This is a genomic window from Mesorhizobium sp. ISC25 (genome assembly GCF_042295465.1).
Classification (GTDB): Bacteria; Pseudomonadota; Alphaproteobacteria; order Rhizobiales; family Rhizobiaceae; genus Mesorhizobium.
Genome location: NZ_CP135441.1, coordinates 6350095 through 6367213 on the forward strand (window position 1 = coordinate 6350095; position 17119 = coordinate 6367213).

The 17119-nt window shown below is 63.3% G+C and carries 18 protein-coding genes and 1 pseudogene; 11 read left to right on the forward strand and 8 right to left on the reverse strand.

The genetic code is table 11. The features are described 5' to 3' along the window. The first annotated feature begins 94 nt into the window (after nucleotides 1-94). Both RQ479_RS31310 and RQ479_RS31315 read left to right on the forward strand, forming a co-directional pair. Complete coding sequence (locus RQ479_RS31310) at nucleotides 95-388, forward strand: GYD domain-containing protein (RefSeq protein ID WP_292658752.1); 294 nt, start codon at nucleotides 95-97, stop codon at nucleotides 386-388. Nucleotides 389-495: 107 nt separating this feature from the next. Further along, on the forward strand, nucleotides 496-876 hold the full coding sequence (locus tag RQ479_RS31315) for a thiol-disulfide oxidoreductase DCC family protein (protein ID WP_376703571.1): 381 nt from the start codon (nucleotides 496-498) through the stop codon (nucleotides 874-876). A gap of 61 nt (nucleotides 877-937) precedes the next feature. Here the strand turns inward: RQ479_RS31315 and RQ479_RS31320 are convergent, their stop codons facing one another. Next, nucleotides 938-1195, reverse strand: a complete 258-nt coding sequence (locus tag RQ479_RS31320; protein WP_376706052.1) for a DUF2798 domain-containing protein — start codon at nucleotides 1193-1195, stop codon at nucleotides 938-940. A gap of 271 nt (nucleotides 1196-1466) precedes the next feature. Here RQ479_RS31320 and RQ479_RS31325 point away from each other — a divergent pair, with 271 nt between their 5' ends. Together RQ479_RS31325 and RQ479_RS31330 are read left to right on the forward strand one after the other, a co-directional pair. Then, a complete protein-coding gene (locus RQ479_RS31325) occupies nucleotides 1467-2147 on the forward strand; it encodes a PadR family transcriptional regulator (RefSeq protein ID WP_376703572.1) in 681 nt (226 codons plus the stop codon). A 112-nt stretch (nucleotides 2148-2259) separates the two neighbouring features. Beyond that, nucleotides 2260-2550, forward strand: coding sequence for an HlyU family transcriptional regulator (locus RQ479_RS31330; RefSeq protein WP_376703573.1), 291 nt, complete (start codon nucleotides 2260-2262; stop codon nucleotides 2548-2550). Nucleotides 2551-2558: 8 nt separating this feature from the next. Here the strand turns inward: RQ479_RS31330 and RQ479_RS31335 are convergent, their stop codons facing one another. The 3 genes and pseudogenes from RQ479_RS31335 to RQ479_RS31345 all read right to left on the reverse strand — a co-directional run bounded on the left by RQ479_RS31335 (nucleotide 2559) and on the right by RQ479_RS31345 (nucleotide 7284). Continuing rightward, nucleotides 2559-5135 carry a polynucleotide kinase-phosphatase gene (locus RQ479_RS31335; protein ID WP_376703574.1) on the reverse strand — a complete coding sequence of 859 codons (2577 nt, stop codon included), beginning with the start codon at nucleotides 5133-5135 and terminating at the stop codon, nucleotides 2559-2561. Next, nucleotides 5132-6509 (reverse strand): annotated as a pseudogene (locus RQ479_RS31340) (3' terminal RNA ribose 2'-O-methyltransferase Hen1). Before RQ479_RS31340 ends, RQ479_RS31335 begins: the two are co-directional and overlap by 4 nt. A 130-nt stretch (nucleotides 6510-6639) precedes the next feature. Then, a complete protein-coding gene (locus RQ479_RS31345; RefSeq protein WP_352466683.1) occupies nucleotides 6640-7284 on the reverse strand; it encodes an FMN-dependent NADH-azoreductase in 645 nt (214 codons plus the stop codon). Between the two features lie 109 nt (nucleotides 7285-7393). On the opposite strand from RQ479_RS31345, the gene RQ479_RS31350 reads away from it, so the two are divergent. Further along, complete coding sequence (locus tag RQ479_RS31350; RefSeq protein ID WP_352720857.1) at nucleotides 7394-8350, forward strand: LysR family transcriptional regulator; 957 nt, start codon at nucleotides 7394-7396, stop codon at nucleotides 8348-8350. Here RQ479_RS31350 and RQ479_RS31355 read toward each other — a convergent pair. Further along, entirely contained in the window at nucleotides 8283-8909 is a 627-nt protein-coding gene (locus tag RQ479_RS31355; protein ID WP_376703575.1) for a TetR/AcrR family transcriptional regulator, read from the reverse strand. The two genes, RQ479_RS31350 and RQ479_RS31355, sit on opposite strands and share 68 nt — an antisense overlap. Before the next feature lie 66 nt (nucleotides 8910-8975). On the opposite strand from RQ479_RS31355, the gene RQ479_RS31360 reads away from it, so the two are divergent. Continuing rightward, the gene (locus tag RQ479_RS31360; protein ID WP_352466680.1) at nucleotides 8976-9401 is read left to right on the forward strand and encodes a VOC family protein; all 426 of its coding nucleotides are present in this window, start codon (nucleotides 8976-8978) and stop codon (nucleotides 9399-9401) included. On the opposite strand, the gene RQ479_RS31365 is transcribed toward RQ479_RS31360, so the two are convergent. Next, a complete protein-coding gene (locus RQ479_RS31365) occupies nucleotides 9398-10348 on the reverse strand; it encodes a S1C family serine protease (RefSeq protein ID WP_376703576.1) in 951 nt (316 codons plus the stop codon). The two genes, RQ479_RS31360 and RQ479_RS31365, sit on opposite strands and share 4 nt — an antisense overlap. A 176-nt stretch (nucleotides 10349-10524) precedes the next feature. Between RQ479_RS31365 and RQ479_RS31370 the strand changes: the two genes are divergently transcribed. The 3 genes from RQ479_RS31370 to RQ479_RS31380 all read left to right on the forward strand — a co-directional run bounded on the left by RQ479_RS31370 (nucleotide 10525) and on the right by RQ479_RS31380 (nucleotide 13018). Further along, nucleotides 10525-11394 (forward strand): S1C family serine protease, encoded by an 870-nt coding sequence (locus RQ479_RS31370; protein ID WP_376703578.1) that lies wholly within the window; start codon nucleotides 10525-10527, stop codon nucleotides 11392-11394. Nucleotides 11395-11401: 7 nt separating this feature from the next. Continuing rightward, nucleotides 11402-12037 (forward strand): response regulator transcription factor, encoded by a 636-nt coding sequence (locus RQ479_RS31375; RefSeq protein WP_376703579.1) that lies wholly within the window; start codon nucleotides 11402-11404, stop codon nucleotides 12035-12037. Nucleotides 12038-12151: 114 nt separating this feature from the next. Further along, a complete protein-coding gene (locus RQ479_RS31380) occupies nucleotides 12152-13018 on the forward strand; it encodes an NAD(P)-dependent oxidoreductase (protein ID WP_292658785.1) in 867 nt (288 codons plus the stop codon). Nucleotides 13019-13131: 113 nt separating this feature from the next. Here RQ479_RS31380 and RQ479_RS31385 read toward each other — a convergent pair whose 3' ends face one another. Together RQ479_RS31385 and RQ479_RS31390 are read right to left on the reverse strand one after the other, a co-directional pair. Continuing rightward, nucleotides 13132-13269: a hypothetical protein gene (locus RQ479_RS31385; RefSeq protein WP_292658798.1), complete on the reverse strand. Its 138-nt coding sequence runs from the start codon at nucleotides 13267-13269 to the stop codon at nucleotides 13132-13134. Between the two features lie 237 nt (nucleotides 13270-13506). After that, nucleotides 13507-15687, reverse strand: a complete 2181-nt coding sequence (locus RQ479_RS31390; RefSeq protein ID WP_376706053.1) for an OmpA family protein — start codon at nucleotides 15685-15687, stop codon at nucleotides 13507-13509. A 277-nt stretch (nucleotides 15688-15964) separates the two neighbouring features. On the opposite strand from RQ479_RS31390, the gene RQ479_RS31395 reads away from it, so the two are divergent. Together RQ479_RS31395 and RQ479_RS31400 are read left to right on the forward strand one after the other, a co-directional pair. Further along, nucleotides 15965-16411, forward strand: a complete 447-nt coding sequence (locus tag RQ479_RS31395; protein WP_376706054.1) for a YcgN family cysteine cluster protein — start codon at nucleotides 15965-15967, stop codon at nucleotides 16409-16411. Nucleotides 16412-16656: 245 nt separating this feature from the next. Beyond that, nucleotides 16657-17016 carry a hypothetical protein gene (locus tag RQ479_RS31400; protein ID WP_023678277.1) on the forward strand — a complete coding sequence of 120 codons (360 nt, stop codon included), beginning with the start codon at nucleotides 16657-16659 and terminating at the stop codon, nucleotides 17014-17016. Nucleotides 17017-17119: the final 103 nt, after the last annotated feature.

Consider the following 17119-nt stretch of genomic DNA (forward strand, 5'->3'; position numbering starts at 1 on the left):
AATTCCGCGACGGACGCATTCTCTGGGCGACAAACCCGGATGCCCGCCCCGGCGGTTGGACGCCGTGCTCCGCGGCACCGGAGGGAGGTGTGCCATGACAACTTACATCGTGCTGATCAACTGGACGGAGCAAGGCGCCAAAAACGTGCGCGAGTCGCCGAAGCGGCTCGATGCCGCCAAGAAACTGCTGGGCGACATGGGCGGGTCCTTCAAGGCATTTTATCTCACCATGGGGGATTGCGACATGGTGGCCGTGCTCGAAGCGCCCGACGATGCGGTGCTCGCCCGTTTCTCGCTGATGCTGGCGACGGGTGGAAACGTCAGGACGCGGACGCTCAAGGCTTTCCCGGAGGATGCCTATCGCGAGATCATCACCTCGCTCGGGTAAGTTGCGCTCCAGGCCTGGCCGGCCATTTCGCGGGTGTCATGTTGCGTTGCGGCGCAACGGCGTTTGCCGGATAGTCCGTGCGCGTCCCTCTGGTGCCGATTCGAAACATGAGCAAGCCTCTGCTGACCGTCTGGTACAATACGCGCTGTCCGGTCTGTGATGCCGGCATCAGCCGGCAGAAGCGGCGGCTGATCGAGGCGGTCAAGGCCGGGCGGATCGAATTTCGCGACATCAATGCCGAACCGACGGCGCTGGCCCGCTACGGCATCGGGCTAGAGGATATCCGGCGCCGGCTGCATGCGACCGACGCCGACGGCAAATTGCTGGTCGGCGCCGATGTTGCCGTTGCGGTGTGGCTGATAACGCCGGGCGAGGGCTGGTTGGCGACGCTGTTCGGCAATCCCGCCGCGCTGCCGTTGACGCGCTATGCCTATGATCGTTTTGCTGATCTGCTCTATGCCTGGAATCGGCGCAAAGGCCGCTGGTGACGGTGCCAGTTCACTTGGCACGAAAGGCCCCGAGATTGTTTCCAAGCCTTCGTATGGCCGGCTATCGAGCCACAGGCTCGCAAAGCCAGCCAACGATGCGGCGCACCGCCGGCAGCACAAGCAGCAGCGTCGGAAATGCCACCAGCCAGGACAGGCCCCAGGCCGTCAGCCAGGTGGCCGGCAGATCGGGCTGCAAGCCAAGGCTTTTCAGGGTCGAGATAAACGACACGATGAACGTCATCAGCAACGACAGCACCAGCGGGCTGACGATGGCGGCATAGTGCGCTGGCAGCTTTCTGCGCGAGGTTTTCACAATCATCTGGGATTTTCCCTGAAGCATCCGGTCCGTCGCCTTGGCATCCATTCGCCGGTTTTCGGCGTCACTGCCCGGAACGACCGGGGGTGGATGCGTTGCTTCACGTCAGACGCTTACGGAGGGTCTTCGACCCTCACGCGCTTCCTAGCTGCCCTCGCTGGCGAAATCAATCCTGCTGGCGCTATTTTCAGATACATCGTAAGATATATCTTGACTCGGTGGCCGTGGGTATCTAACTGAGATATATCTTAAGACATAACTCAAGGAGCAAACAATGCACAAAGGCAATCATTTCGGGCATCATCGTTTCGGCGAACACGCCGAGCGCGTTTTCATGCATATGGCCGGCAAGTTCGGCGGACGCGGCGGCTTCGGCCCGTTCGGGCATGGCATGAGAGGCGGAGGACGCGGCGGGCCGGGCGACATGTTCCGCGCCGGGCGCATGCTGGCTGACGGCGACCTCAAGCTGATCACGCTGTCGCTGCTGGCCGAGGCGCCGCGGCACGGCTACGACATCATCAAGGCGCTGGAGGAGCGCACCAGCGGCTTCTACAGCCCGAGCCCCGGCGTGGTCTACCCGACGCTGACCTTCCTGGAAGAGGCCGGCTACGCCGTTTCTGCGGCGGAAGGCAACAAGAAGGTGTTTTCAATCACCGAGGCTGGGCAGGCGCACCTCAACGAAAATCGCGAGATGATCGACCACGTGCTCGAACATCTCGAGCGCTTCGGCCGCAAGATGGCGAAGGCGCGCGACTGGTTCGGCTGGAACGATGACGGCGACGGTGGCCGGCGCGGCCGCGGCCGCTCGGAAAAGCGCGACGAGTTTCGCGCCGTGCGCCACCGGCTGCGCGCCGCGCTCGGCGAAATCGTCGATGCGCCTGAAGCAAAGCAGGCCGAGGCAATCAGTATATTGGAAGCTGCCGCAGAGGCCTTGGAAGCGTTGTTGCGCGACTGACCTCTGAGTGCCAAGCCAGCTGCGGCCCTTGCCCGCTCGGCCAAGGACCGGTACTGAAAATCATCCTGCACCGCGCTATGTAGTGCAGGATGATTGCCGTTGGAGGATACCCATGTCTTTTCTGAAGCGTCTTTTCGGCGGAGGCAACGAAGCCGCCGAGCCAAAGACAGCGGCGCCGGCAAAGCAGATCGAGCACAAGGGATTTTTGATCAGCGCCACGCCCTACAAGGCGGAGGGCCAGTACCAGACCTGCGGCGTGGTTTCGAAGGAGATCGACGGCGTGATGAAGAAGCACAAATTCATCCGCGCCGACCGCTTTGCCGGGCTTGATGACGCCGTCGACATCTCGATCAAAAAGGGCATCCAACTGGTCGACGAGCAAGGCGAAAAGATCTTCGGGTAGATCGGCTACTACAGCCTTGGGTCGATTGGCTCGCTTTCCAACGCCAGCACGGCGAAGACACACTCGTGAACCCGGCGTAGCGGCTGCTTGGCGACAAATCGCGTTAGCGCTTCGTGACCAAGCGCGAACTCTCTCAGCGCCAGGCTGCGCTTGCCGGCCAGGCCGCGTTCTCGGAGGCGGACGAGATTGTCGGGCGCGTCATATTCGGGACCATAGATGATGCGCAAATATTCCGGGCCGCGGACCTTCAGCGCAGGCTGAATGAGTCCCTTCTTGCCACGGCTGACGAAGTCGCGTGGTTTGACCACCATGCCTTCGCCGCCTGAGCCAGTCAGTGCTTCCCACCAGGCGATGGCCTCCGCACACGCGCTGCCGTCGGCCAGATCAACCATACGCCATCGAGTCGGCGTGACCACGCCGCCACGGGCAGCCAGACGGTCCGCGAGCGACATGTGCCAGACATGGTCCTGGTCAAACCAAACACGTCCCTCGCTGGCCAGCAGGTGGAAAGGCGCGGCCTTAAGGTCCTCGACGCCCGAAACTGGCCATACGTAGGGCGCCCAGGCGGTGGCGTATTTGGCTGCGCGGACGGCCCGGTCTTCAAGGCGTGCGTTCAGGCCGGCTGCATCGACGCCGCGCGCCATCGCACGGGCCAGCGCCTCGCGGCTGGCCTTGAATCCGGCGGCTGAGGATACCGCCACCGGCGCATATTGGCTTTCGATCAAACTGCCGGCCTTGGCCGACCAAGGCATTATCTCGGCGTCCAGCAGCAGCCAGTCGCTGTTCAATTCCTTCCACAGGTCCGCCGCGTCGACCTCGGCGCGGAGACGGGCGAGCAAGCCCTCCGTCATGGCACTGTCATTGAAAAAGGAGCGTCCGGTGCGGGTCCAGATTGCGCCGGTTTCGCCGCCCGGGATCCCGAAGCGGCTGCGTGCCGCCTGCGCGTTCCGGCAGAGCGCGATCACTGCCCGCGAACCCATATGCTTCTCCTCGCATACGACCTGCGCAACGCCTCGCTCGCGGAAGTAAGCGAAGGCATCCTCCGGACGCTCCAGCCAGCCGTCCTGGCTGCTCGTCTCGGACGGCGACATGGTCGGCGGCAGATAGATCAGCCATTGCGGCGAGAGCGCGAAGCGGCTCATCACCTCCAGTGCTGCCGACGCGTTCTCCTCAGCCACGACAATCCGGCCCCTCAGTCCGGTCTCGATCCAACGGCGACCGGAGACGTCCTGATAATCGAGCACGCCGTCGGCGTCGGCCTGTGCCGATTTACCGGGACCGGACCCGCCCAGCGGACGTATCGGCTCCGACCAGGTCTTGATTGCCGGCACCTCGACCAGTTCGCGTTCCGGCCAGCGCAAGGCCGTCAGCTTGCCGCCGAATACGCATCCGGTGTCGATGCACAGGGTGTTGTTGACCCATTCAGCCGATAGCGTGGGCGTATGTCCATAAATTATGGCCGTCTTGCCACGATAGGCCGCAGCCCAGTCGGCGCGGACGGGCAGCCCGAACTCGTCGGTCTCGCCTGTGGTCTCGCCGTACAGAGCGAACTCGCGCACGGCGCCGGAACCGCGTCCGACCATCTCGTCCTTGAGGCCGGCATGGGCGACGGCGAGACCTCCGCCATCGAGCCAGACATGGCTGCGCAGGCCGTCGAGAAAGGCCGGCAGCGCCTCGCGCAGGCCTCGGTCCTGTGCACTTAGCTGATCTACAGTCTGCTGGAGGCCGTGGGCGACCGTGACCTTGCGGCCTTCTAGCCAGCGGCTGAGTTTGCGTTCATGGTTGCCCTGGACACAGTATGCGGTTCCAGCCGCGACCATGCTCATCGCAATGCGCAGTACGTCGGGCGAGTTGGGGCCGCGATCGACGAGGTCGCCGACAAAGACGATCTTGCGGCCCTCCGGTGGGACCACGGTGACCGTTCGGTCGCCCTGATGCTCGGACCAGGCGATGCTGTAGCCCAATCGAGCGAGCAGGATATGAAGCTCATCCGAACAGCCGTGGATGTCACCAATGATATCGAAGGGGCCATGATCGTCGCGCTTATCGGTCCACAACGGCTGTCGCGACACCTCGGCCGCGTCGATGCTGGCCTCGCTGGCAAGCTTCCAGACCTGGCGGAAGCCCTCGCGTTGCAGGCCGCCAAGACCCTTGCGAATCGCGGTTGTCATGCGCTGGGCGACCCCGGCGCCAAACGGCCGGTCGGCTCGCACCGCATTGCGTGCGACGCACACCTCGACACCTGGATCGAGGACCACGGCGACGGGCAAAGCGTGCCACTTGCGCGCCAGCTCAATCCAGGCCTTGCGGTCGGCGGCTCGCACATTGGTGGCGTCGATGACGCCCAGCCTGCGGTGTTTAAGCCGTTTGCCGGCTATTTCGCGAACCAGATGGAAGGCATCCGCAGAGACGTCCTGGTCGGTTTCGTCGTCGGCGATCAGCGCCCGGCACTGGTCCGAGGAGATGATCTCGGTCGGCAGAAAATGCTTGGCGGCAAAAGTCGACTTGCCCCATCCGGTCGAGCCGATCAGCACGACGAGGGCGAAGTCAGGAATGGTGAGGTTGGTCTTATCGGGTTCTCTCATCGGGTGAACACTCCCATCTGTGTGGGCGCGCCGAGGGTAGGGTCCTCGGCTCCGATACCGCTGAAGGTGGCTGCATAGCCATAGATTTCGCCGATTTTGGCCGCCCAGGCTTGGAACTGAGCCCGGCTCCATTCGAAACGGTGATCGGGATGGCGAAATGCGCTGGGGGCCAGTCTTGGAAACAGAGCGTTGTAGTCCGCATTCGGAGTGGTCACGATGACGGATTTGGGCGCCGTCTCACCGAAAACGATGCGTTCGACCAGGGGCAGCCTGTCCTCGTCGAGATGCTCGATGACCTCGACCAGAACAGCGACGTCGGCTGCGGCCCAACGGCTGTCCCGGTAGGTCAGCGATCCATGCAGCAGCGTGACCCGGCCCTCGGGCGGCCCGCCTAATTCGTTCAGCTTGAGACGCTTTGCAGCCCATTCCAGTTCGCGTACCGCCGGATCGAGCCCGAACAGTTTATGAACCCATCGCTCGCGCACGAGCCGACCGAGCAGCTTGCCTTCGCCGCATCCCAAGTCCGCAACCGTGCTTGCTCCCGTCGCCCGGATGGCGTGGACAACCGCGTCCATCCGTAGGTCATTCAGCCGGATCGGCGTCTCCAGCGCTTCCTCGGGCGTAACGCGCAGCTCGGCAGGTTGTGCCTCGCCAGCCGTCTCGGGAGCCAGCCGCTCCAGGGCGATGCGGGCCAAGGCCCTGCGATTGCCAAGATAGCGGCGCACGATCAGGTCTTTGGCCGGATGGTTTTCCAGCCAGCCCTCTCCCCTGGACAGCAGCTTGTCGATCTCTGCTTCGCCGATCCAATAATGCTTGGCATCGTCCATCACCGGGATCAGCACATAGAGGTGATTCAACAAGGCGCTGAGCCGGCCCGTGCCGGTCAGCTTCAGATGGCCGTATCGGGGCTCGCCTGCAGTCCCGATTCCTTCGATTGACGTCAGATCGACTGTCCAGCCCAAGGGTTCGAACAAACTTCGAACCAGAGCCTCACCGCCGCGCATCGGCAGTGGAGTAACCACGGCCTCCAGCGGCAGTTCGCTGTCGGCTAGTTCCTGGCGCTCCTTCGATATACCGGTCATCGCCGTCCGCAGCATTTTGTTCAGCGCCACCGACAGGAAGGATGATGCAGCGTAAGGCCGGTCGTTCACATTGGTCGAGCAAGCCTTCTGCCTGGCCCTTGCCTCGCACCAGTCCCACCGGGTCGACGTCGAGCAGGAGTGCAGCCTCGCAACGGTCTTCGGTTGCCTCGGGATAGAACAGCCACGCCTTGCCGAAAGACAGGTCGGTCTTGTGCAGGCGATCCGGATGCTTGTGCAGCAAGAAACCGAGATCGGTGGCCGGACGGTGAGTTGTGGCAACAGACAGGAACATCCGCGACCGATAGCGCAGACATGCGGAATAACCAATGGCGGTTGTGTGGCCCACGACAGGCTGTCGCTAACGAAAAACAAGGGCAGGCGCCGGGCGCCTGCCCTTGTACAATTCAGACGATGCTGAGGCTTTATGCCGCGGTGGCGACGCGCTCGGCATTTCCGGTCGCAGCCACAATGGCATTGACCTTGGCCGTGGCCTTGGCCAGCGCTGCTGCCACCGCGTCGGCGCCCATGCCGACTCCTTCGATGCGGATGACCTCGACATCGGTCATGCCGAGAAAGCCGAGCACGCTGCGCAGGTAGGGAATGGCGTGATCGAACTGCACGGCCGCACCTTCGGAATAGATTCCGCCCGAAGCCAGCACGATATAGACCTTCTTGCCGGTGACGAGGCCCTTGGGGCCAGCATCGCCATAAGCAAAGGTTTTGCCGGAGCGGGCGACGTGGTCGACCCAGGATTTCAGCGTCGACGAGATGTTGAAGTTGATGAAGCCGGTGGCGAGAATGACGGTGTCGGCCGCAAACAGCTCGTCCAGTACAGTATCAGAAACGCCGACGACCTCAGCCTGGCGCTGGGTGCGCGCTTCGGCCGGCGTATAGATGCCGGTCGAATAGTCGGGGTCGATATGCGGCAGCGGGTTGGCGACGAGGTCGCGGGCGACAAGCTTGGCCGAAGGATCGGCGGCAAGCAGTTTGTCGGCGAGTTCGTTGGCGACGCGGGTCGAGTGCGAGGCGGCGCCGCGTGGGCTGGATGTGACAAGAAGGATGGACATGGTGACTCTCCAGGGTTGGATTAAAATCTCCCGGCAAATATGTGTGCGCAGACTCATTTGAAAAACTGGTATATTTTGTATATGATCCATCTAAATTGTGGATTGAAAGATGCAGCCCAACCCGACGCTTGACCAACTGCAGATCCTGGTTGCGGTGGCCGACACCGGTTCCTTCTCGGCTGCCGGCCGTAAGCTCAACCGCGCGCAGTCGGTCATCAGCTACGCCATTGCCAACCTCGAAGCGCAGCTTGGGCTGAAGCTGTTTGAGCGTGAGGGCACGCGTGAGCCGCAACTGACCGATGTCGGCAAGGCGACGCTGGAAGATGCGCGACGCATGGTCGGCGTGCTGCAACGCATCCGCTCGCGTGTCGACGGATATCGGCAGGGATTGGAGGCGGAAGTTGCGCTGTCGGTCGACGTGACGCTACCGTCGCCGGTGCTGGTTCGGGTGCTAAAGGCATTCGAGGCGCAGTTTCCGGCCGTGACACTGCGTCTGCACATCGGCTCGCTTGGCCTTATCCTCGATCATGTTGTCGGCGGACAGGCCGATCTCGGCATCGGAGGGCTTCTGGGCGAGGCGGACGTGAATCTGCTTCGCATCGGCTTCTTCTCTCTGGTGCCAGCCGCAGCGCCTGATCACCCGCTGGCGCTGCTGCCGAGACCAGTGGCGCTGGAGGATGTCCGCGAACACATTCAACTGGTGGTCTCGGACCAGTCCGAGCGTACGCGCGGGCGTGACTATGGCGTCTTCGCCTACCGCACCTGGCGGCTGACGGATGTGCGCACCAAGCACGTGCTGATGCGCGAGGGGCTGGGCTGGGGCGGGCTGCCGCGATGGCTGATTGCCGATGATCTGGCGAACGGCCGGCTCGTCGAACTCGATCTCGAGCCTTACAGCGAAGTCCGCTCGCCGCTCTATGCTATGCACCGCGCCGATCGCAGCCCGAAACCGGCGGCCGCTTGGCTGATCGACCAGTTCAAGCGCCAGCTAGGCTGTTTCAACGAGTTCGAACCGGGTGAGGTGCCTGAGGGGGAGCCGGAGACAGGCCGTCGATCAGCGCCATGAGAACGGCGCGATAGTCCTCGATCGATGCTCCAGTTTCGATGGCGAGCGCTGCGCGGTCGAAGGCGGCGGCGAGCAAAGCGGTCAGTGCTTCCACAGGCAGTCTCGTCATGGAGTGCGAGCGCATTGCGGCGACAAGGCCCTCGCGCAGCGAACGGTTGCCATGGCGATTGTCGATCGCATCCATGGCGGCGCGGCCGAGCACGGCCGGGCCATCAAGCAGCAAGAGCCGCGTGCGGCCGGGCGCACGCATGGCAGCCAGATAGACATCCGAGCCGGCTATCAGCGCATCGCGGGCAAATAGCGAAGGCGGTGACGCGCGTTCGATCTCTTCCGAGACGGCTTGCGCCTCTTGTTCGACCACAGCGGCAAACAGCGCCTGCTTGTCGGCAAAGTGATGATAGAGCGCGCCGCGTGTGACGCCGGCAGCGGCGACGATCTCGGGTGTGCCCGTTTCGGCAAAGGACTTTTCGGTGAACAGTTTGCGCGCCGCGGCGATGAGCTCGGCGCGTGTCGCCTCGGTGCGATCACGGTTGGAGCGACGAGTGGATCCCTGTTGCATACATGCAGCCTGTATGTTAATGCGATTTACATGCAGACTGTATGTTATTCGCCGGGAGAAGGAAAGATGAGGACGACGAGCTATTATCCGGTGCTGATGACGAGCGACGTTGCCGGCACGGCGGCCTTTTATGTTGCGCATTTCGGCTTCAAGCGGCTGTTTGAGGCCGACTGGTACGTGCATCTGCGCTCAGCCGAAGATCGCCGCGTCAACCTCGGCATCGTCCAGGGCGATCATGAGACGATCCCGGAGGAAGCGCGGGGCCGCACGTCCGGTCTGCTGATCAATTTCGAGGTCAGGGATCCGGATGCCGTCTATGAGCGGATCACCGCCGCTGGCCTTCCGATCTTGCGAACGCTGTGCGACGAACCCTTCGGCCAGCGCCATTTCATCACCAGGGATCCCAACGGCGTGCTGATCGACGTGATCAGGCCGATCCCGCCGAGCCCAGAATTCCTGGCGCAATATGCGCAGGGTGCTGCGGCGGGCTAACTCGCCCGCGCCAACGGCATCACCGTGACCTGAGTAATGCCGGAGCGGCGCACCACGGTGCACAGTGTCTCGCGCCCGATGCGCTCGGCGTCGAGCATGCGCACCAGATCGTCGACGCCGGTGACCGGGCGGCCGTCGATGGCGGCAATAATGTCGCCTTCCCTGAGGCCGGCCTTGTCCGCCGGGCTGTTCTTCTCGACACTGCGCAGGCGCACCGCCGTGCTGCTCGATACTTGCGACAAAAGGGCTGCGCGGCGCGGCAGGTTGGTGGTGTCGGCGGAAACGCCGATGAAGGCACGGCGCACGCGGCCGAAGCGGATGATTTCCGAGATGACGAAATTGGCCGTGTTGGAGGCAACCGCGAAGGCGATGCCTTGTGCACCATGGATCATCGCGGTGTTAACGCCGATCACCTCGCCGGCCGAGGACACCAGCGGTCCGCCGGAATTGCCGGGGTTGAGCGCGGCGTCGGTCTGGATGACGTCGTCGATCAGCCGGCCGGTGGAGGCACGCATCGAGCGGCCGAGTGCCGAGACGACGCCAGTGGTGACGGTCCATTCGAAGCCGAGCGGATTGCCGATGGCAATTGCAATCTGGCCGCGCCTCAACCGCTTGGAATCGCCAAGCGGCGCAACGTCGGCAAAGTTGCCGTCGGCGCGCACCAGCGCAATGTCGGTGTCGGGATCGCGGCCGAGCACGCGGCCTTCCCTGGAGGCGCCGTCCGGCATTGATACGCGCACGCTGCGCGCATCGCCGACGACGTGGAAGTTGGTGACGACCAGCCCGTCCGGCGCGATGACGAAGCCTGAGCCATGGCCGCCCGGGCCACCGACGCGCTCGATGCGGCAGACGGCGGGCCCGATACGGTCGACGGCATCGGCGACCGTCGCCGAATAGGCATCGAGAAGGCCATCGTCATATTGCAATTGCCGGGCGGGCAGGGCCATCTGAGGGCTCCGTAGCTTTTTTGGAACAAGATGAACAATGCCTATATGTGCGGAGCGGCCGGACCGGCCGCGACCTGACCAGATGGCCAGTCAAATGCCCAACTAGCCGTCAGGCGAGTATCCGCCAACGCCCTGCGGGGCGATATCTGGGTCACGAAGAACCCAGGAGACAAATCATGAGCGATTTCAATCTGAGCACGTTTTCCGACGCCATTGCCGACATCGCGGCAGCCGCGGCACCAGCGACGGCCAGCTTCGCGACGCACCACTGGACGTCAACTGCTTTCCACTGGCGGGACGGCTATTTCGTCACTGCCGAGGAGGCGGTCGAGGCCGGCGAGGAGATCGAGCTGACGTTTTCTTCGGGCGAAGCCGTCAAGGCCGAACTGGTCGGCCGCGACCCGTCCACCGGAACGGCCGTTTTGAAGCCGGCCGGCGCGCCGAGCGTGCCGTCACTGGTAAAGGCGGATGCGGTGCGGCCGGGCAATCTGGCGGTCGTCGCGGGCAATAGCGACGGCACCTCGCTCGCTACCTTCGGCACGGTCGGCGAGGTCGGTCCGGCTTGGCGTTCAATGCGCGGCGGCACGATCGACCGGCGCATCAATCTTGCCGTCAATGCCGGCGGCCGTTTCGAGGGCGGTCCTGTGCTCGATGCCAAGGGCGGACTGATCGGCATGCTGCTGTTCGGGCCACGCCGGCGGGCGCTGGTGATGCCTTACGAAACGATCGAACGGGCAGTCACGACGCTGCGCGAGAAGGGTCATGTGGCGCGCGGCTATCTTGGCGCCGGCCTGCATCCGGTCCGCAATGGTGATACACAGGGCGCCATGGTGATGAGCCTCGACGATAACGGGCCGGCGAAAGCAGCCGGTCTCAGTCTCGGCGACATCATCGTGTCGTGGAACGCAGAGACGGTGCATGGCCCGCGCGAGCTGATCCGCAAGCTCGGGCCGGACAGCGCCGGTGCCTTGGTGACACTCGGCGTGGTGCGCGGTGGCGAGAACCGTGAGGTCTCCCTGACTATCGGTGAAAAGCCACTGAGCTGAGGGATAGATGGTAAGCGGTGAGGTCGCTGGCAGACGGCTGACGGTGCTGATCGCGCTCGGTGACGTCGAGCGCGCGCGAAGTCTGTCCGCGGCTCTCGCTGCGACCGATGATCTGCGGCCGGTTCTGGCGGGCGAAGTCGACGGGCGTGGGGCGGCGGATGTCGCCATCGTCGATGATCATGGGCTACAAGGCGGTCTCTTCGACGCGGCGATGCCTCGCGTGCTGCTATCGTCGCGAGCGGCCCGTGAACGGCCGGCCGATACAGTGTTTGCCGTGCTGCCGGTGCAAGCGGACGAGTTGCTGATCGCCGCCGCCGCGCGGCTGGCGGCGGCGGGCTACCGGATTTCGCGCGACAGCCATGCTCTATCCGATCGGCATCACGATTTGACCTTCCATGACAGCGACCGGTTCGAGGAGGAACCGACTGACGAGCATATCGTCCGGCCGACGCTTTCGCCGCGCGAAAGCGAGGTGCTGGCACTGCTCGCCGAAGGTGCGCCCAACAAGGTCATCGCGCGGCGGCTGAACATCTCCGTGCATACGGCGAAATTCCATGTCGCGGCGATCCTGACGAAGCTCGGTGCCGCTAACCGCACCGATGCCATCGCTACCGCCATGCGGCAGGGGCTGGTGCTGGTCTAGCTCAGATTGTCTCAAGGCCGACGCAGCGTAACCCGCATCCGGTGTGTTGGGCCTTGCGCGGCGGTTCTCAGCCGCGCAAGGATCGTGTCTTTCATGTTGCAGGGAGGCGCAAGGATGTCGCTCAAGGGAAAGACGCTGTTCATCTCCGGCGGGTCGCGCGGCATCGGGCTGGCGATTGCGCTGCGCGCCGCGCGCGACGGCGCCAATGTGACGATCGCGGCCAAGACCGCCGAGCCGCATCCGAAGCTGCCGGGGACGATCTACACAGCGGCGCAAGAGATCGAGCAGGCCGGCGGCAAGGGGCTGCCGGTGCTGTGCGACATTCGGGATGAAGCACAGGTCGCCGAAGCCGTCGCCAAGACCGTGGAGAGGTTCGGCGGCATCGATATCTGCATCAACAACGCCAGTGCCATCCAACTCACCGGCACGCTGGAGACTGATATGAAGCGCTACGATCTGATGCACCAGATCAACACGCGCGGCACTTTTCTCGTCTCCAAAATGTGCATTCCACACTTGAGGTTGGCGGAAAATCCTCACATCTTGAATCTGGCACCGCCGCTCGACATGAAGGCCAAATGGTTCAAGAACCATGTCGCCTATACGATGGCTAAGTTCGGCATGTCTATGTGCACGCTGGGCATGAGCGCCGAGTTCGCCAGGGATGGCATCGCGGTCAATTCGCTATGGCCGATCTCAACCATCGACACGGCGGCGGTGCGCAACCTCCTGGGCGGAGCGACGGTGGCGGCGATGAGCCGTTCTCCCGACATCATGGCCGATGCCGCACACGCCATCCTGGCCAGGCCCTCGCGCGAGGCAACCGGCAATTTCTACATCGACGAAGAAGTGCTGCGCGCCGAGGGCGTCAGCGATTTCTCAGCCTATGCGCCGGGCGCGACAGGCCCGCTCGCCGGTGACTTTTTTGTGCCGGACGAGGTGTTCGGCCGGACGGATACCAAAATCAAAAGTATCTACTGACGGAAAGTATCTCGCTACGGAAGTATCTCTTAAAAGACCGGCACAGACGCCTGCTCACTCCTCGGCTTTCTTGGCTTTGCCAAGACCCATCAGCCGGTCGATATAGGCAAGCATCAGTGCCGAGAGAAGGCGAGGGAGACGACCTCGAACAGCTTCTTGCCGAGCGCCGCGCCCAGTCCGAGATAGAAGACGACCAGCAGCCAGCGCGAGGCGAGAATGATCGATTCGATGGCGAGTTCGAGGCGCGTCACGCGGCGGTTCGGGCTCCGTTGTCGGAGTGCCGTATTCACGCAGGCTGCGGCGGTTTGCCAGGTTCCAAAAAACGAAACCCCGCCGGGGAGGGGAACCGGCGGGGCTCGTGTGTCCCGCTGGAGTCGGGACAGGGCAGGGAACGCCCTGTCCAGAATCTGGGATTGGTAACCGCGCGTTTCAAGATTGATGACCGCGCGATTCAATGGTTGATCAAATCGCGCGGTTCACATTCCGGTTTATTGGGCGCTGGCCACCGGCGCTACCAAGGGGGTAATCCGGCGGATGGCGACGCGGCGGTTCTCGCGGTTGGGCCCCGACGTGTTGACCTTGAGATACTCCTCGCCATAGCCCTGCGTCGTCAGGTTCTCCGCCGGGATGCCAAAGGCGTTGGTCAAGGCTTCGGCGACCGCCTCGGCGCGGCGGTCGGACAGAGCAAGGTTCGCTTCCGGTGTGCCGACAGCGTCGGTATGGCCCTCGATCAGGAAGCTCTCGGCCGGGTTTTTCTTCAGCAGCTTGTCCATGGCGTTGGCAACACCCTCCAGCTTCTGGACCTCGGTGTCGGAAATCGAGGCCGAACCGAATTCGAAGTTGAGCGTATCGAGGTCGATGCGGCGGGCGATGTCGCGCACGCGGGCCGAGCGCTTCACCTCGTCGATCGAATAGAGGCGCTGGACCCTCTCGACCGGCGGCCGTTCGAGGAAGGTGTAGTAGTCGTCCGGATCCTCGACCTCTTCGGAATCCAGAATGTATTCCTCTTGCGGGATGGTAAGGCGCATCGGCGGCAGGTCGTCGCCCGGGTCGCGCCAGTCTGCATCATAGTCATAGTTCCGCTCGTCGACATAGCTCAGCACATATTCGCGCCCGTCAGGCGCGAAGCGTGAACGCTGGATGACGTCGCCGTAGCGGTTGCGGATAGTGACGATCCGGACACCGTTGTCGCGCTCGACGATTTCCCGGGTGCGATCGCCCGACAGGTCCTCATAATAGACATTCCTGGCTCCACGATGCATGCGCGGGGCATCGCTGCTTTCCACGAACGTCTGGTTGTTGAACTGGAGGATGACGCGGTCGCCGAATTCCCTCACGACGTTGGCGCCCTGGGGGCGCGGACGGCGGCGAACATCCTCGATGTCCGGCGCACGCTCGACGCGCTTGCCTTTTTCCTCGGTCACCGGAACGATCTTTTCAGGCTTGATCTCCTTCTGGGCCGCCCGGTCGTCGGTGGGTGGCGGTCCCTCCTCGACCGGAGCCGGCTTCGGGGCTTCCGCCTGGTTCTCGCCCTGCTGGGCGGGCTGGTTGCCCTGCTGCTTGCCGGCATTTTGGCCGCGCTCCTTGCCACCCTTGCGCTTGCGCAAGACATCCTTCTGGCTGTCCAGAACAGGTGCCTCGTTCGGATTTGCCTGGGCTTCACCCTGGACCGGATTTTCACCCTGGACCGGCGCGGCCTGGCCAGTCGAAGGCTGTTCGCCGGTCGAGGGCTGTTGCTCTCCTGTGACCGGCTGTTCGCCGACAGGCCTCTTGCCACGTTTCTTGATCTTGTCCTGGGGCTGTTCGCCCTGGACGGGAGCGGCCTGCTGCTCGGTCGGAGCCGGTTGGGCCTGTGGGGTCGCTTCCTTATTGGTCGGCGCCGGCTGGCCTTCCGGCTCCGTGGCGGGTCCGGTCAATTCAGCAGGCTTCTTGCGCTTGCCCGGCTTTTGTCCGGGCTCGACGGTCGGAGCCTGTTCTGCCGGGGCAGCCTCGATCTGCTGGTTCTGTTTTTGCTTCTTCTTGCGCGGATTGACGTTGGGCTGGTTGTCGTTTGCCGGCGCTGCCTGCTCGGCCGGTTGTTCCGATGGGGCCGCTTCGATCTGCTGCTGATTGCGCCGCTTCTTGCGGGGCTGTTCGGTCTCGGCCGGAGCGATCTGCTCGGTGGGAGCGGATTCTGTTTGCTGCTGCTGATTGCGCCGCTTCTTGCGGGGTTGCTCGGTCTCGGCCGGAGCGATCTGCTCGGCCGGAGCGGATTCTGTTTGCTGCTGCTGATTGCGCCGCTTCTTGCGGGGCTGTTCGGTCTCGGCCGGAGCGATCTGCTCGGTGGGAGCAGATTCCGTTTGCTGCTGTTGGTTGCGCCGCTTCTTGCGGGGCTGTTCGGTCTCGGCCGGAGCGATCTGCTCGGCCGGAGCGGATTCTGTTTGCTGCTGCTGATTGCGCCGCTTCTTGCGGGGTTGCTCGGACTCGGCTGGAGCGGATTCCGTTTGCTGCTGCTGGTCGCGCTTCTTCTTTTTGGGCTGCTCTGCCTGCTGGCTTTGCGCGCAGGCCTCCGCCGACTCGCCCTCGGCGCAACTCGATTGCACTGGGATGAGCGGCGCTGCGGTGCGTTGCACGGGGCTGAATGCGGCATTGCCTTGCAGCGGGAACGCGCCTAACGGCGCGGACGCCATCAACAGGCCAAGCGCCGTGCCTGCCAGAATCCGTGGTTTCATCATAAACACTCCTTGTGGCATCCCATCCCTGCCCAAACTTTCAGCAACCATGTTTGGTTCCTGTTTGTAGGTTCTAGCTGTGGCACAGGGCGATTGACCGGCGTTTTGAAGGCGACTTCATGTCATTCGTATGGTCCTGGCGTATGTTCCGGCGTATGGTCCCGGCGTATCGTTCGGTCGAGGGTGCACGGTTGCCGTGCTTGACCTTGAAGCGTCCGAGGGCCACATGCCGACGATGGAAAAGCCGTTCTGGAAGACCAAGACGCTCGAGGCGATGACCCCGGCCGAGTGGGAATCACTCTGCGACGGCTGCGGCAAATGCTGCCTGTCCAAACTCGAAGACGAGGACACCGGAGAGATCTACTGGACCAGTGTCGGCTGCCGGCTGTTCGACGCTGGAAGCTGCCGCTGCTCCGACTATGCCAACCGGCTGGCGCGTGTTCCGGATTGCGTCGGGCTGACGCCGCAGAATGTGCGCACCATCAGCTGGCTGCCCAAGACCTGCGCTTACCGGTTGGTGGCGGAGGGCCGCGATCTCTATTGGTGGCACAGGCTGGTGTCGGGAAGCGACGAGACCGTGCACGAGGCAGGCATCTCGATGCGCGACCGGGTCACCGCCAGCGAGACCGACCTTGCCGAGCCGGACGACTATTTCGACCATATGCTCGCGGACGAGCCTTAGGTTTTTACCGCGAAATCGAAAATCCGGAACCGACGACAAAACGGACGTTGTCCATCCACCATGCCCATCCACCCTATGTAGCACCGCCGTCCATAACACCGGTTCCAGAAGCGAGAGACTATTCTGGTTGTGCCTCATGAACTGGAGATGAACGGCCGGTTCGCAAAAAATTCAGACAGACGGGTGCATTCTCCTACCATAGGTTCGACGAAAACGGGTGGAAACCCTAACAAGGAGAGAAGACAATGTTCAATACCATCAAGACGGCGGCTCTTTCGGCTCTTGTCGGCCTTGGCACGCTTGCTGCCATCCCCGCTCATGCTGACAGCATCTATCTCGGCTTCGGCAACAACCAGGATCCGCGCGTCGGCGTCTATACCGGCGACGAAGATGATGGTTACTATCGCGAACACCGCCGTCATGGCGGCTGGCGCCGGTCCTGTTCGCCGGAGCGTGCCATCGACAAGGCCGAACGCATGGGCCTGCACCGCGCCCGCATCATCGACATCAACCGCCGCACCGTCAAGGTCGCCGGCCGCCAGTATGGCGACCGCGTCGTGATCGTATTCGCCAACGAGCGCGGCTGTCCGATCATCTATCGCTAAGGTCTTCGGCCCTGCGGCCGGCTGACTTGCAGCCGGTAGAGTAGCGGAGCCCTTTCCGCCAGGACGGAAAGCGTGGCTCAAAAAAACCCCGGAGGATCGATCC